The organism is Streptomyces sp. NPDC059861 (assembly GCF_042731435.1).
In the GTDB taxonomy this organism is placed as follows: domain Bacteria; phylum Actinomycetota; class Actinomycetes; order Streptomycetales; family Streptomycetaceae; genus Streptomyces.
On the sequence record NZ_JBHWJQ010000010.1, the window covers coordinates 93,923 to 107,450 of the forward strand.

The following is a 13,528-nucleotide window of genomic DNA, read 5'->3' on the forward strand; positions in this document are numbered from 1 at the left end:
CTTTCGGGTCGTTCTGCCAGTACGTTTCGGGCGCGTCGCCCCATCCACGTACAAGCTGGGTACATGCCCACGCCGCCCCTCGCCTCAGGCCCCGACGGCCCGGGCGCCCTGCGGCCGTTGCTCGACACCGTGCTCGACGCGCTGTCCGCCGGCGGCCGGGCACGCGGCGGCCCGCTCCCCGCGGGCGGCCCGGAGGCGGTCACCGCGCGGATGCGGGACACGCTGGGGGACGTACTGCCGGACAAGGGCGACCCGGACGCCCTGCGCGCCCTCGTGCACGCGCTCGCCGAGGGCGCCGCCGACCCGGCCGACCCGCTGTGCGCGGGCCATCTGCACTGCCCGCCGCTCGCCCTCGCCACCGCCGCCGACCTCGCCGCCAGTGTCCTCAACCCCTCCCTGGACTCCTGGGACCAGGCCCCGGCCGCCTCCGCCCTGGAGGCCCTGGTCACACGGGCGCTCGCCGCGCAGACCGGCGCCGCCGACTGCCTCGTCACGACCGGCGGCACCGAGTCCAACCAGCTCGCCCTGCTGCTCGCCCGCGAGGCACACGGCGGTACCGTCCAGCTCGTCACCGCGGCAGGCGCCCACCACTCGCTCCCCCGCGCCGCCTGGCTGCTCGGCCTGCCCGCACCCGTCACCGTCCCGGCCCCGGCCGGCACCTTCGATCCGGCCGCCCTGGACGAGACCCTCGCACATCTGTCCGGCCCGGTGCTCGTCGCCGCCACCGCGGGCACCACCGACGCCGGGCTCATCGACCCGCTGCCCGAGATCGCCGCCCTGTGCCGGGCGCACGGGGCCCGGCTGCACATCGACGCCGCCTACGGGGGCGGGCTGCTGTTCAGCGAGCGGCACCGCCACCGGCTCAGCGGGCTCGACGCCGCCGACACCGTCACCCTCGACCTGCACAAACTCGGCTGGCAGCCGATCGCCGCCGGCCTGCTCACCGTCCGGGACGCCCGCGACCTCGCCGGCCTGCACCAGCGCGCCGAGTACCTGAACGCCGACGACGACACCGAGGCCGGCCTCCCCGACCTGCTGGGCCGCTCCCTGCACACGACCCGCCGGCCCGACATCCTCAAGATCGCCGTCACGCTGCGCGGTCTCGGCCGGAGCGGGCTCGGAGCGCTCGTCGACCAGGTGTGCGAGTGCGCCGACGAGCTGGCGCGGCTGATCGCCGCGCACCCGGGCTTCGAGCTGTACGACCGGCCCACCATCAGCACGGTCCTGTTCCGGCCCACCGGCGCCACCGACGACGCCGTGGCCGCCGTACGCCGAGATCTCCTCGGCCACGGACACTCGGTCCTCGGCCGCGCCCGGCTGAACGGCCGGCTCTGGCTCAAGGCCACCCTTCTCAACCCCCGTACCCGGCCGGCCGACCTGGCCGCCCTCCTGTCTCTGGTGGAAGGACACACCCCCCGATGACCCGCCCGACGAACCCGCCGACCACACCACAGGCCACCGCACACGTGAGCCCGTACGCCGCCGCCCATGCGGCATCCCACGAAGCCCAGGCCCCGCGTGACGTGGTCGGCATCGGCATCGGCCCGTTCAACCTCTCCCTCGCCGCACTCGCCCACCCCCTCGCCGAACTCGACGCCGTCTTCTACGAACAGCGCCCCGCCTTCGACTGGCACCCCGGCCTGCTCGTCGACGGCGCCACCGTCCAGGTCCCGTTCCTCGCCGATCTGGTCACCCTCGCCGACCCCGCCAGCCCCTGGTCCTTCCTCAGCTACCTCAGGACCCGTGAGCGGCTCTTCCCCTTCTACTTCGCCGAGCGCTTCCACATCCGGCGCAGCGAGTACGACGCCTACTGCCGCTGGGTCAGCGAGAGCCTCCCCGGACTGCACTTCCGCCACCAGGTCGACGCCGTGCGCTGGAACACCGACCGCGACGTCTTCGAGGTCGACTTCACCCGGCTCGACACCGACGGAGAGGCCGAGTCCCTCGGCCGCACCTACACGAGGAACATCGTCCTCGGCATCGGCACCGAGCCCTACGTCCCCGACCCGCTCGCGCCCCTCGTCGAGGCACCCGGCGTGCCCGTGATCCACGCCGCCGACTACCTCGACCACCGCGCCGCCCTGCTCGCCGCCGAGCACATCACCGTCGTCGGGTCGGGACAGTCCGGCGCCGAGGTCTTCCTCGACCTGCTGCGGCACCGCCCCGCCGGCCGCGAGCGGCTGCACTGGATCGGCCGCAGCGAGGCGTTCGCACCCATGGAGTACTCCAAGCTCGGCCTGGAGCACTTCACCCCCGACTACTCGCGCTACTTCCACGCCCTGTCCGAGCCGGTCCGCGAGCAGCTCGTCACCTCCCAGTGGCAGCTCCACAAGGGCATCGACTCGGGCACCATCGCCGCCATCCACGACGAGCTCTACCGGCGCAACCTGGGCGGCGGCTGGCCGGACGCCGTCCTCACCCCCGGCGTCCGCGTCCGTACCGCCGGCCGGATCGCCACCACCCAGGTCGAACTGCACCTGGAACACGTCCAGCAGGGCACCCGCTCCCGGCTCACCACCCATGCCGTCGTCCTGGCCACCGGATACCGCGAACGCCCCCTGAGCCGGCTCCTCGCCGGCCTCGACCCCTATCTGCGCCGCGACAGCCACGAGCGCCCGCGGATCGACGAGGAGTTCCGCCTGGTCCTCGACCCCTCCGTCACCGGCACGGCCTTCGTCCAGAACGCCTCGCTGCACACCCACGGCGTCGGCAGCCCCGATCTGGGCCTCGCCGCCTGGCGCAGCGCCACCATCCTCAACGCGCTGACCGGCAAGGAGCCGTACCCGCTGCCGCACCGCACCGCGTTCACCAGCTTCGGCCTGGAGCAGCAGCGCTCCCAGGTCCCGCCCGCCCGGCACCCGGGCACGCTCACCCCCCTGCGGGACGGGACCTGACGTTCCCGGAAAGGTCTGGGCCCTGTCGTCGTCAGGGCCTAGAGCACCGGCGTGCCGTCCCGGGTGAGCTTCCAGTCCACCGACGCGAAGTCCTTCGGGTCCAGTACGCCCTTGGCGGTCACCCACTCCGCGATCCGGGTGCGGATCTCCGTCGACTCCGACCACAGCTCCTGCGCCGACGCCACGTGCGGGAATGCGCCGCCGCCGTTGGCGCGGTAGTTGTTCACCGCCAGCACGAACTGCTGGGCGTCGTCCAGCGCGGCACCGCCGAACGCCAGGTTCCGGATCCGCGACCCGGCCGGCCGGGCGATGTCGATCTCGTACGTCAGCCCCGACACGTAGTCGTAGTTGTAGTCCGGGCGGCCGCCCGCGTTGGTCAGCTTGTCCACGTCGACCGGCGCGCCGGCCGCCGTCTGCACGTAGTACTCCGCCGAGTACTCCAGGTACGCCCGCAGCTGCGCCCCCGTCATCAGCTTGGCGACCAGCGTGTTGTCGTAGACGTAGAGGCTCGACAGGTCCCGGATCGTCACCTCGCCGGCCGGGATCTGGGACGTCCGGGAGAACGGCGACGCCTGCGCGAGCACCGGCAGCGACGCGTGGGCGGTGCCCGCCAGCGCCGCCTTGACCACGTCCTCCTGCACCTTGGTGATCAGGTCGATGATCGGGGCGTCCTTGTAGCGGGCGTCGACCGTCGTCAGGGTCTCGGTCGCGGTGCCGACGACCTGGTTGACGTACTCCACGACCTTCGCGTGCTCGTCCGACAGCAGGCGGGTGATCCTCGGGTCGTCCTCGACCGTGTTGGAGTTCCGCAGCGACGCCTTGACCGACTCGACCTGCCACCCGCCCTTGTCGAGGACCAGCTCGAAGTCGAACAGCGTGAGCCGCTCGGCGTAGCACAGCGGTTCGGACAGGACGACCGTCCTGCCGGTCTTCTCGTTCGTGACCAGCAGTTCCTCGATCTCCACGTGCGCGTGGCCGACCAGGATCGCGTCGATGCCGGGCACCTGCCGGGCCACGTCGGCTGCGGCGTTCTCCACGTGCGGCAGCTGGTCGCCGTACGACGACGTGCCCGAGGAGCCGCTGTGCGCGGAGACGACCACCACGTCGGCGCCCATCGAACGCAGCTTCGGCACCCACTTCGCCGCCTGCTCCTCCAGGCCGGGGAAGACCAGCCTGCCCTGAACGTACGCCCTGTCCCAGATGGCGATGCCCGGGTTCGTCAGCCCGAGCACGGCGACCTTGACCGGCGGGGCGCCCGGTACGCGGAACGTCTTCATGAAGTACGGCGGGAAGGCGGGCCGCAGCGTCTTCGCGTCGACGGCGTTGGCGCCGAGCAGCGGGAAGCGGCACTGCTGCTCGAACCGGCGCAGCGTCTCGATGCCGTAGTTGAACTCATGGTTGCCGAGCGCCACCGCGTCATAGCCGATGGCGTTCATCGCCTGTGCCATGGGGTGCACGGGGCCGCCCTTGGCGGTGATCGGGTCGACCTTCGCGTAGTAGTACGTCAGCGGGGTGCCCTGGATCGTGTCGCCGGCGTCCAGCAGCAGCGTGTTGCGGCGGCCCTTCTCCTCACGCACCTGGTTCACCAGCGTCGAGACCCGGGCCAGGCCCTGGACGTTGCCCGCGGTGTCGGAGTACTCGGCGTTCTTGAAGTAGTCCCAGTGGAAGATGTGGCCGTGCAGGTCGGTGGTGCCCATGACGGTGAAGGAGTACCGCCTGGGGCGCTTCCCGTGAGCCGGTGCCGCCTGCGCGGGTGCCGTCGCCGCGCCGGCGACCGCCACCCCCGCCCCGGCCACGGCGGACTTCCTCAGGAACTTCCGGCGGTTCAACGGCATGTGCAGAACTCCCAGTCGGCGTGGAACGACAACAACGCGCGTAGATTCTGACCCGGACATGACCACCACCGACAGACCCCGGACGTTGCGATCTGATGACCGGCCAGGGCCACACCCCCCACGCGCGATGACAGAGTGGGACGTATGACCTCACCCACCGAGGAACCCCAGCACCCCGCCGTCCCCTACGGGACCCCCGACGCCCCCCGCATCGCCGTCCGTGGCGAGGCGCGCCTCGAGGTCGACCCCGAGATCGCCCGCATCGGCATCACCGTGACCGCCCGCGGCCGCGACCGGCGTTCCGCGCTCGACGACCTCACCCGCCGCAACGCCGGCGCCCTCGACCTGGTCAAGTCCTACGGCGACGCCGTCGAACGCGTGGAGACCGGCGCCTTCTCCATCACCCCGGAACTCACCAAGCACGGCCGCGGCGAACGCATCCGCACCTACCACGGCGTCGTCCACGTCACCGCCGAACTCACCGACTTCACCGCCCTCGGCGAACTCACCTCCCGCCTCGCCGACCTCGACCTCACCCGCGTCGACGGCCCCTGGTGGGCGCTGCGCCCCGACTCGCCCGCCCACCGCGAGGCCCGTCGACAGGCCGTCCGCGAGGCGGTGCAACGCGCCCGCGAATACGCCGACGCGCTCGGTACGACCCTGTCGGCCCTCGTGGAACTCGCCGACATCGGCGCCGAGAACCCGCAGCCATATCCGGCGGCACCCAACGGACGTATGCGTTCCGTGGCCTACGCCGCGGCCGCCGAGGACACCGGCGCGGCACCCCTGGACCTCGAACCCCAGCGGCAACACGTGCACGCCCAGGTCAACGCCCGATTCACCATGGTGCCGCCACAACTGTGAGGCGATTCGGAAAATCGACCCGAGTGAATACCTGACCGGTGCATGGTCAATGCACGACCGCGAACGGGGCATGGGCTGCGAAATGCTCATCGGAGCGCCGCCTTGCACAATTCAACACTTGTCAACACCCCTTCACGCAAAGGTGGTTGAGTAGTCATGCTCGGCCAATTGTCTACCCGCCGGTAAGGCCTAGGCTCGAATCATGCGCCGAGCAAAGATCGTCTGTACCCTGGGCCCCGCCACCGACTCGTACGACCAGATCAAGGCACTGGTCGACGCCGGAATGGACGTCGCCCGATTCAACCTCAGCCACGGCGGACACGCCGAGCACGAGGAGCGCTACCAGCGCGTACGCAAGGCCTCCGACGAGACGGGGCGCAGCGTCGGGCTGCTCGCCGACCTTCAGGGCCCGAAGATCCGGCTCGGCCGCTTCACCGAGGGGCCTGTACTCCTTGAACGCGGCGACTCCTTCACCATCACCGTCGAGGACGGCGCACGGGGCGACCGGCAGTCCTGCGGAACGACCTACAAAGGCCTGGCCGGCGACGTCAGCCCCGGCGAGCGCATCCTCGTCGACGACGGCAAGGTGTGCCTGCAGGTCACTGACGTCGACGGGCCCCGCGTGCACACCGAGGTCGTCGAAGGTGGCATGGTCTCCGACAACAAGGGGCTGAACCTCCCCGGCGTCGCGGTCTCCGTCCCCGCGCTCTCCGACAAGGACGAGGCCGACCTGCGCTGGGCCCTGCGCACCGGCTTCGACGTCATCGCCCTCTCCTTCGTCCGCAGCGGCCGGGACATCGAGGCCGTCCACCGCATCATGGACGAGGAGGGGCGCCGCCTCCCCGTGATCGCCAAGGTGGAGAAGCCGCAGGCGGTGGACGCCATCGACGACATCGTGGCGGCGTTCGACGGCATCATGGTGGCCCGCGGCGACCTCGGCGTCGAGATGCCGCTCGAACAGGTCCCGATCGTCCAGAAGCGCGCGATCAAGCTGGCCAAGCGCAACGCCAAGCCGGTGATCGTGGCGACCCAGATGCTGGACTCGATGATCGAGAACTCCCGGCCGACGCGCGCCGAGGCCAGCGACGTCGCCAACGCCGTCATCGACGGTACGGACGCGGTGATGCTCTCCGGGGAGACCAGCGTCGGGAAGTACGCCATCGAGACGGTCCGGACGATGGCGAAGATCGTCGAGGCGGCCGAGGAGGTCATCCTCGCCAAGGGGCTCTCCCCCCTGACCGAGCTGAACAAGCCCCGCACCCAGGGCGGAGCGGTCGCTCGCGCGGCGGCCGAGATGGGAGATTTCCTCGGCGCCCGGTTCCTGGTCGCGTTCACCCAGTCCGGCGACACCGCCCGCCGCCTCTCCCGCTACCGCTCCCCGATCCCGCTCCTCGCCTTCACCCCGGAGCCCGCGACGCGCTCGCAGCTGAGCCTGACATGGGGAGTGGAGACGTTCCTCGGCCCGCACGCCAACTCGACGGACGCGATGATCGCCCAGGTGGACGAACTGCTGACCAAGTACGCCCGCTGCGAGCCCGGCGACACGGTCGTCATCACGGCCGGCTCGCCCCCTGGAATGCCGGGAACCACGAACCTCGTCCGGGTGCACCACATCGGCGAGACCTCCTAGACGGCGCCGTACGGGACCCTGCGCGCATCTGACGGTCAGTGCTTGGGGCCCGGCCCACGTGGACGTCGAGCAGCGCGACGGAGGCCCTGCGGGCGACGGAGATGTTGTACGGCGTCCCGTGCCGGGCGCAGTAGGTCCATGCGACGCCCAGCTTGTCGAGGGTGTCGGTGTACAGCCGGCGGATGTCGTCGGAGACGTTGGTGAAGAAGTAGCGCGGATACTCGTAGCGCTTGCGCTCGCCGCCGACGATGCGCGTCGTCCAGTTGGTGACGCGACAGCCGTCCGAGTGAATGAGGCCGCGGACGAATTCCCAGGGATGGATATCGACGATTCCCTGCTGCCAGGCCGCGAGGACGATGGGGCGCTTGTGCTTCTCGCCAGGGCCATGCTGGGGAAAGAGTGTGGGCCAGTGCCGGTGGTAGCTGGTCACCGTCACGCAACCCTGCTTGGGGACGGTGTATACGCCGACCCCGGGCCGTACCTTCGGAATGACCTCCCGGCACTCCTGGACAAGTCCGGGCCATGCGTTCGCACACACGATGCGGAGGTAGTAACCGCCTTTCGGGTGGGCGCTGATGCAGCCGTCGCCGAGATAGAGGCCGAGGAGGTATGCGTATGCGCGTTCGTCGGCGGGCGGTCCCGGGTCCGGTGGCACCATGCGGGGCAGTGGCTCCAAGCGGTCCTGCCAAGAGCGGATCGCCGCGCGGGAGATGCCCGTCTCACGGCTTACCGAGTTGAGACTGCGGCCCTGTGCCACGAGAGCGAGTGCCCGCTTACGTGTGCCCATGTCGTACATGTGGCCACTCTGCGCGACCGCACGTCACCAGATGCAGCAAAAAGCGGATGTTCACGAGAATGTGGACATCCGCTTTCGAGTAGTGACCTTGAAATCGAAGGAAAAGTGCCCCGGGTCGGATTCGAACCGACACTGTATGGGTTTTGAATCCATTGCCTGCTGCCAGTTGGGCTACCGGGGCTCGCAGAATCGAAGGTTTCCCTCGACCCTCAGCGCGTCCACCATACCGCAGCTAGGTAGGCTCTTGGGAGCAGCACCCTGCCCTCGACAAGGAGCCCCCGTGACCGCCCCCGAGTCGCCCCAGCCCGTTGACGTGCCCGACGACGACAAGTCGCACGTGCCTCCGCTGACGACCCGTGTCGTCATCGCCGAGGACGAGGCCCTGATCCGGCTCGACCTCAAAGAGATGCTGGAGGAGGAGGGCTACACGGTGGTCGGCGAGGCCGGTGACGGTGAGCAGGCCGTGGAGCTGGCCCGGGAGCACCGCCCCGATCTGGTGATCCTCGATGTGAAGATGCCCAAGCTGGACGGCATCTCCGCGGCGGAGAAGATCACCGAGGAGTCCATCGCGCCCGTCCTCATGCTCACCGCCTTCTCGCAGCGCGACCTCGTCGAGCGCGCCCGGGACGCCGGCGCCATGGCGTACCTGGTGAAGCCGTTCAGCAAGAGTGACGTCGTACCGGCGATCGAGATGGCCGTCTCGCGGTACACGCAGCTGAAGGAGCTGGAGAAGGAGGTCGCCGACCTCAGCCAGCGGCTGGAGACGCGCAAGCTGGTCGACCGTGCGAAGTCGGTCCTCCAGACCGAGTACGGGCTGACCGAGCCGGCCGCGTTCCGGTGGATCCAGAAGACGTCCATGGACCGGCGGATGTCCATGCAGCAGGTCGCCGAGGCGGTCATCGAGGACGCCGCCGAGAAGAAGGCGGCCAAGTCCCCCGAGAAGGGCTGAGCGCCCGAGACGGCATGAGGCGCGGCGACGTGGTGGCGCACGACATCAGCGATGCGCCGCGGGGACCTGGAGACAGTGATGCGGCCCTGCCGGTCAACCGGCAGGGCCGCATCACTGTCTGCGCCTGGGACGGCGGCATCGGGCGGGTCAGTCCTCGCCGAGGTACGCCTTTCGTACGGACTCGTCGTGCAGCAGGTCCCGCCCTGTCCCGGACAGGACGATCTTGCCGACCTCCATGACGTGTCCGTGGTCGGCCAGGGAGAGCGCGGCCTGGGCGTTCTGCTCGATGAGCAGGATGGTGGTGCCCTGGGACTTGAGCTCCTTGATGGTGGACATGATCTTCTGCATCATGATCGGCGACAGACCCATGGACGGCTCGTCGAGCATGAGCAGCTTCGGTCGGGACATCAGTGCCCGCCCCATGGCGAGCATTTGCTGCTCACCGCCGGAGAGGGTGCCCGCCGCCTGCCTCCGGCGCTCCCCGAGGATGGGGAAGAGGTCGTAGGCGCGTTGGATGTCCTTCTCGATGCCTTCCTTGTCGGTGCGCAGGAACGCACCGAGGCGGAGGTTGTCCTCGATCGTCATGCGGGGGAAGATGTGCCGCCCCTCGGGGGAGTGGGCGAGCCCCAGCGAGACGACTTTGTGTGCGGGGACCTTCTTCAGCGACTTGCCGTCGAACTTGATCTGGCCCGACAGTGGCTGGAGGAGACCCGACAGGGTCCGCAGGGTCGTCGTCTTGCCGGCGCCGTTCGTGCCGATAAGGGTGACGACCTCGCCCGCGTCCACCTTGAACGAGATGCCCTTGACGGCCTCGATCTTGCCGTAAGCGACCCTGAGGTCCTCGACCTCGAGCAATGCGGTCACTTGTCGTCCCCTTCCGTGCTGCTCGACGCCTCGGCGGCCTCTACCTCGGCGGCCTCTGCTTCGCCGGGCGCGCCCTCGAAGGGCGTGCCCAGGTAGGCGGCGATGACACGCTCGTCGGCCTGGACGACCTCGGCGGGGCCCTCGACGATCTTCTCGCCCTGGACCAGCACGGCCACCCGGTCGCAGAGGTTCATGATGAACCGGATGTCGTGTTCGATGACGAGGACGGCGATGCCCATGTCCCTGATCGCGAAGATGAGCTCCTCGGCCGCCCGGGTCTCCTGCGGGTTCATGCCGGCGGTCGGCTCGTCCAGGAGGAGCAGGCCGGGCTCGCTCGCCAGCGCCCGGGCAATCTCCAGCTTTCGCTGCTCGCCGTAGGGCAGGTTGCGGGCGAGGTGGTCGGCCTTGGCGGCGAGACCTGTGAACTCCAGGAGCTCCATGGCCCGGGCCCGGGACTCCTGCTCGGCCTTTTTGAAGCGGGGCAGGCGCAGGAGGGCCGACCAGAGGCCTTCCTTGGTTCGGGTGTGCCGCCCGACCAGCACGTTCTCCAGAACGGTCATGTTGGCGAAGAGCCGGATGTTCTGGAACGTACGGGCGATGCCGGCCTGGGTGACCAGATGGGGCTTGGGCGGTAGGACCGTGCCTTTGTACGCGACCTTGCCCTCGGTCGGTATGTACAGGCCGGTCAGGCAGTTGAAGAAGGTCGTCTTGCCGGCGCCGTTGGGGCCGATGAGTCCGACGATCTCTCCGGTGTTCACTGTCAGGTCCACGTCGCGTACGGCGGTCAGACCGCCGAAGCGCATGGTGACACCGCTCGCGTCGAGCACCGTGGTGGTGGGTGCGGTCGTGGTGGTGGTCATGGCGGTCACGCCCCTGCCTTCGCGACGCCGGTCGCGCCTTCGGGCAATGGCTTGTCCTCCGGTACGTCGAGCTGTCCGGTCTCGTGGAATTCGAGTTGCTTCCTGCGGTCGGCGACCAGGCCCTCAGGACGGAAGCGCATCAGCAGCATCAGCGCGATGCCGAAGAGCAGCAGCTGGTACTCCGCCATGAACTGGAGCTTGGCCGGGATCAGGTAGAGCAGCGCGGCGCCGATCAGTGGGCCGCTGATGGTGCCCATACCGCCGAGGATGACGGCGGCGAGCAGGAAGGCCGAGTTCGGCGGCACGGAGCCGGCGAACTGGTACTGCTCGGGTGTGACGCTGTACGACACGTGCGCCTGGACGGTGCCCGCGAGACCGGCGAGGGCGGCGCCCAGCGCGAACGCCAGGAGCTTCAGGCGGAAGCCGTTGATGCCCATCGCGGTGGCGGCGGTCTCGTCCTCGCGGATGGCGACCCACGCGCGGCCGATGCGGGATTCCGCGGAGCGGCGGAAGACCATCACGACGATCGCCGTGAACAGCAGCATCAGCAGGTAGTAGTTGGCCGAGCGGGTCAGTTCGTGGCCGAGGACGTTGTGCGGGACTCCGAGGTTGAATCCGAAGATCTCCAGGTCGGGGATCTGGGGGATGCCGTTGGAGCCGTTGGTGACGTCCGGGCCGCTGTTGCCGTTCAGGTTGTTCATGGTGATGCGGAAGATCTCACCGAAACCGAGCGTCACGATGGCGAGGTAGTCGCCGCGCAGTCGCAGGGTCGGGGCACCGATCACCACGCCGAAGATCAGCGAGACGAGGGCACCGGTGAGAACGGCCGCCCAGAAGGGGAACTTCACACCGATCGTCGACGCGGGGGAGCCGGAGACCAGGGCGGCGGCGTAGGCGCCGACGCCGAGGAAGGCGACGTATCCGAGGTCGAGGAGGCCGGCGAGGCCGACGACGACGTTGAGGCCCAGGGCGACCGTGGCGAAGATCAGGATGTTCGCGCCGATGAGGGCGAACTGATCGTTGGACTGGGTGAAGGGGAAGCAGATCGCCGCGGCGAACGCTGCCGCGAGGGTGACGTTGCGGTGTTTGGCGGTGAGTGCCGACAGCCGCTTGAGCAGGCCCGCGCGGGTGACGGCGGTGAAGCCGAACGCCGCGACGATCAGGAAGCCGATGAACAGCTCGGAGTATTCGGTGCTGATGCCGTACGCGAAGACGTACAGGCCGACGCCGAAGCCCGCGGCGATGATCAGGATCTCCACCCAGGAGGGCAGTTCCTTGGCTCGGCGGGGGTCGGGGGCGGTGATGGAGTGACGGATCCGGCCCCAGAGGTTCGGGGTCGGCTCGCCGGGGCCGTAGGGCTGGTCGACCGGGAGACCGAGAGCGCCGATCACGGCGACGAGCGCGCCGATGCCGGCGATCCAGGCGCCTGGCTCCAGGTTGACCAGGCCGCCGAGCTCCTGGCTGATCGCGCCCATCGAGTAGCCGGTGGTGCCGAACACGCCGAAGGCGGCGAGCAGGACGGGGCTGTTCTTGCCGCCGGGGGTGAGCCATCCCAGGCCGCGGATGCCGTAGCCGGAGAGGGCGAACAGCAGGGTCAGCAGGGAGCCGACGAGGGTGAGGACCTGAAGGCCGCCCGGGTAGCCGGTGACGGTCAGGTTGCCCGGGAACTCCTCGGTCCAGGTCCAGGCGAGGAAGGTGCCGATGAGGGCGACGGCGGAGCCGACGACGGTCAGTCCGCGTGCCGCGGCCTGCGGCAGCGGGATGATCGGGGTGGCATCCGCGGTGGACACCTTGTCGGTGTCGGTGGCCTTGTCCATGGGGATCTCGGTGGTCATGGGTATCACGCCCGATCCGCGACGCGTTCGCCGAGCAGACCCTGTGGCCTGAACAGCAGGACGAGGATGAGGAGGCTGAACGCCCACACGTCCTTCCAGGCACCGCCGCCGAAGAGTTCCATGCCGGGGATGTCGCCGACGTAACCGGTGGCCAGGGCCTCGGCGACGCCGAGGACGATGCCGCCGAGCATGGCGCCGTAGATGTTGCCGATACCGCCGAGCACGGCCGCGGTGAATGCCTTCAGGCCCATCAGGAAGCCCATGCGGAAGCCGACCTGACCGTTCTTGAGGCCGTAGGCGACGGCCGCGATGGCGGCGAACGCGGCGCCGATGGCGAACGCCATGACGATGATGCGGTCGGTGTTGATGCCCATCAGCTTGGCAGTGTCGGGATCCTGGGCGGTGGCCTGCATGCCGCGCCCGGAGCGCGTCTTGGTGACGAACAGGCCGAGGGCGAGCATGCACAGCGGGGCGGCTATGACCACGAAGAGGTCGCCGCGCTGGATGTTGGCGCCGAGGATGTCGATGGGGCCGCCGTGGAACTGCGGGAAGGGGACGTCCTTCTTCGCGTCCGGGTACCACATCCACACGGCCTGCTGGAGGGCGATGGACAGGCCGATGGCGGTGATGAGGGGTGCCAGCCGTGGCGCAGTACGCAGCGGTCGGTAGGCGAAGCGTTCCGCCGCCGTGCCGACGGCGACCGATACGAGGACACCGCCGATGATCATGAGCGGGACTGCGGCCCCGAGGCCGAAGCCGTCGGGGAGTACCAACCAGACGGTGAGGGCCCCGAAGCCCCCGACCATGAAGATCTCGCCGTGGGCGAAGTTGATGAGCTGGACGATGCCGTAGACCATCGTGTAGCCGATCGCGATGAGTCCGTACATCGCGCCGAGGATGAGTCCATTGGCCAGCTGTTGCGGCAGTTCGTTCACCGCAGGGCCTCCGTGGAGTGGTTCGGATATGGCGCCGCGCGGGAGCGCTGGTAGGCACTTCCCGCG

At 69.5% G+C, this 13,528-nt stretch carries 10 protein-coding genes, 1 tRNA gene and 1 pseudogene; 5 read left to right on the forward strand and 7 right to left on the reverse strand.

The window, feature by feature from the left end; all coding sequences use genetic code 11:
* Positions 1–63 precede the first annotated feature (63 nt).
* Together ACFV6X_RS11745 and ACFV6X_RS11750 are read left to right on the forward strand one after the other, a co-directional pair.
* Positions 64–1,422 (forward strand): pyridoxal phosphate-dependent decarboxylase family protein, encoded by a 1,359-nt coding sequence (locus ACFV6X_RS11745; RefSeq protein ID WP_385381171.1) that lies wholly within the window; start codon positions 64–66, stop codon positions 1,420–1,422.
* Positions 1,419–2,894 carry a lysine N(6)-hydroxylase/L-ornithine N(5)-oxygenase family protein gene (locus ACFV6X_RS11750; RefSeq protein WP_385381174.1) on the forward strand — a complete coding sequence of 492 codons (1,476 nt, stop codon included), beginning with the start codon at positions 1,419–1,421 and terminating at the stop codon, positions 2,892–2,894. Before ACFV6X_RS11745 ends, ACFV6X_RS11750 begins: the two co-directional genes overlap by 4 nt.
* Before the next feature lie 38 nt (positions 2,895–2,932).
* Here ACFV6X_RS11750 and ACFV6X_RS11755 read toward each other — a convergent pair whose 3' ends face one another.
* The gene (locus tag ACFV6X_RS11755; RefSeq protein ID WP_385381175.1) at positions 2,933–4,729 is read right to left on the reverse strand and encodes a bifunctional metallophosphatase/5'-nucleotidase; all 1,797 of its coding nucleotides are present in this window, start codon (positions 4,727–4,729) and stop codon (positions 2,933–2,935) included.
* A 144-nt stretch (positions 4,730–4,873) separates the two neighbouring features.
* Here ACFV6X_RS11755 and ACFV6X_RS11760 point away from each other — a divergent pair, with 144 nt between their 5' ends.
* Both ACFV6X_RS11760 and pyk read left to right on the forward strand, forming a co-directional pair.
* The gene (locus ACFV6X_RS11760; protein WP_385381178.1) at positions 4,874–5,593 is read left to right on the forward strand and encodes an SIMPL domain-containing protein; all 720 of its coding nucleotides are present in this window, start codon (positions 4,874–4,876) and stop codon (positions 5,591–5,593) included.
* Between the two features lie 202 nt (positions 5,594–5,795).
* Complete coding sequence (gene pyk, locus ACFV6X_RS11765; RefSeq protein WP_385381179.1) at positions 5,796–7,223, forward strand: pyruvate kinase; 1,428 nt, start codon at positions 5,796–5,798, stop codon at positions 7,221–7,223.
* Between the two features lie 52 nt (positions 7,224–7,275).
* Here the strand turns inward: pyk and ACFV6X_RS11770 are convergent.
* Together ACFV6X_RS11770 and ACFV6X_RS11775 are read right to left on the reverse strand one after the other, a co-directional pair.
* A pseudogene (locus ACFV6X_RS11770) lies at positions 7,276–8,019 on the reverse strand (helix-turn-helix domain-containing protein); the annotation flags it as partial.
* 106 nt (positions 8,020–8,125) lie between these two features.
* Positions 8,126–8,200: transfer RNA gene (locus ACFV6X_RS11775), tRNA-Leu, on the reverse strand.
* Positions 8,201–8,299: 99 nt separating this feature from the next.
* Between ACFV6X_RS11775 and ACFV6X_RS11780 the strand changes: the two genes are divergently transcribed.
* On the forward strand, positions 8,300–8,968 hold the full coding sequence (locus ACFV6X_RS11780) for an ANTAR domain-containing response regulator (RefSeq protein ID WP_385381182.1): 669 nt from the start codon (positions 8,300–8,302) through the stop codon (positions 8,966–8,968).
* A 147-nt stretch (positions 8,969–9,115) separates the two neighbouring features.
* Here ACFV6X_RS11780 and ACFV6X_RS11785 read toward each other — a convergent pair whose 3' ends face one another.
* Genes ACFV6X_RS11785 through ACFV6X_RS11800 form a run of 4 tightly spaced genes read right to left on the reverse strand, consistent with a single transcriptional unit; the run spans position 9,116 to position 13,462 of the window.
* Positions 9,116–9,832, reverse strand: a complete 717-nt coding sequence (locus ACFV6X_RS11785) for an ABC transporter ATP-binding protein (RefSeq protein WP_385381185.1) — start codon at positions 9,830–9,832, stop codon at positions 9,116–9,118.
* Positions 9,829–10,692 carry an ABC transporter ATP-binding protein gene (locus tag ACFV6X_RS11790; RefSeq protein WP_385381188.1) on the reverse strand — a complete coding sequence of 288 codons (864 nt, stop codon included), beginning with the start codon at positions 10,690–10,692 and terminating at the stop codon, positions 9,829–9,831. The genes ACFV6X_RS11785 and ACFV6X_RS11790 overlap by 4 nt, the downstream gene beginning before the upstream one ends.
* A 5-nt stretch (positions 10,693–10,697) precedes the next feature.
* Complete coding sequence (locus ACFV6X_RS11795) at positions 10,698–12,509, reverse strand: branched-chain amino acid ABC transporter permease (RefSeq protein ID WP_385381395.1); 1,812 nt, start codon at positions 12,507–12,509, stop codon at positions 10,698–10,700.
* Positions 12,510–12,532: 23 nt separating this feature from the next.
* Positions 12,533–13,462, reverse strand: a complete 930-nt coding sequence (locus ACFV6X_RS11800; protein WP_365451781.1) for a branched-chain amino acid ABC transporter permease — start codon at positions 13,460–13,462, stop codon at positions 12,533–12,535.
* Positions 13,463–13,528: the final 66 nt, after the last annotated feature.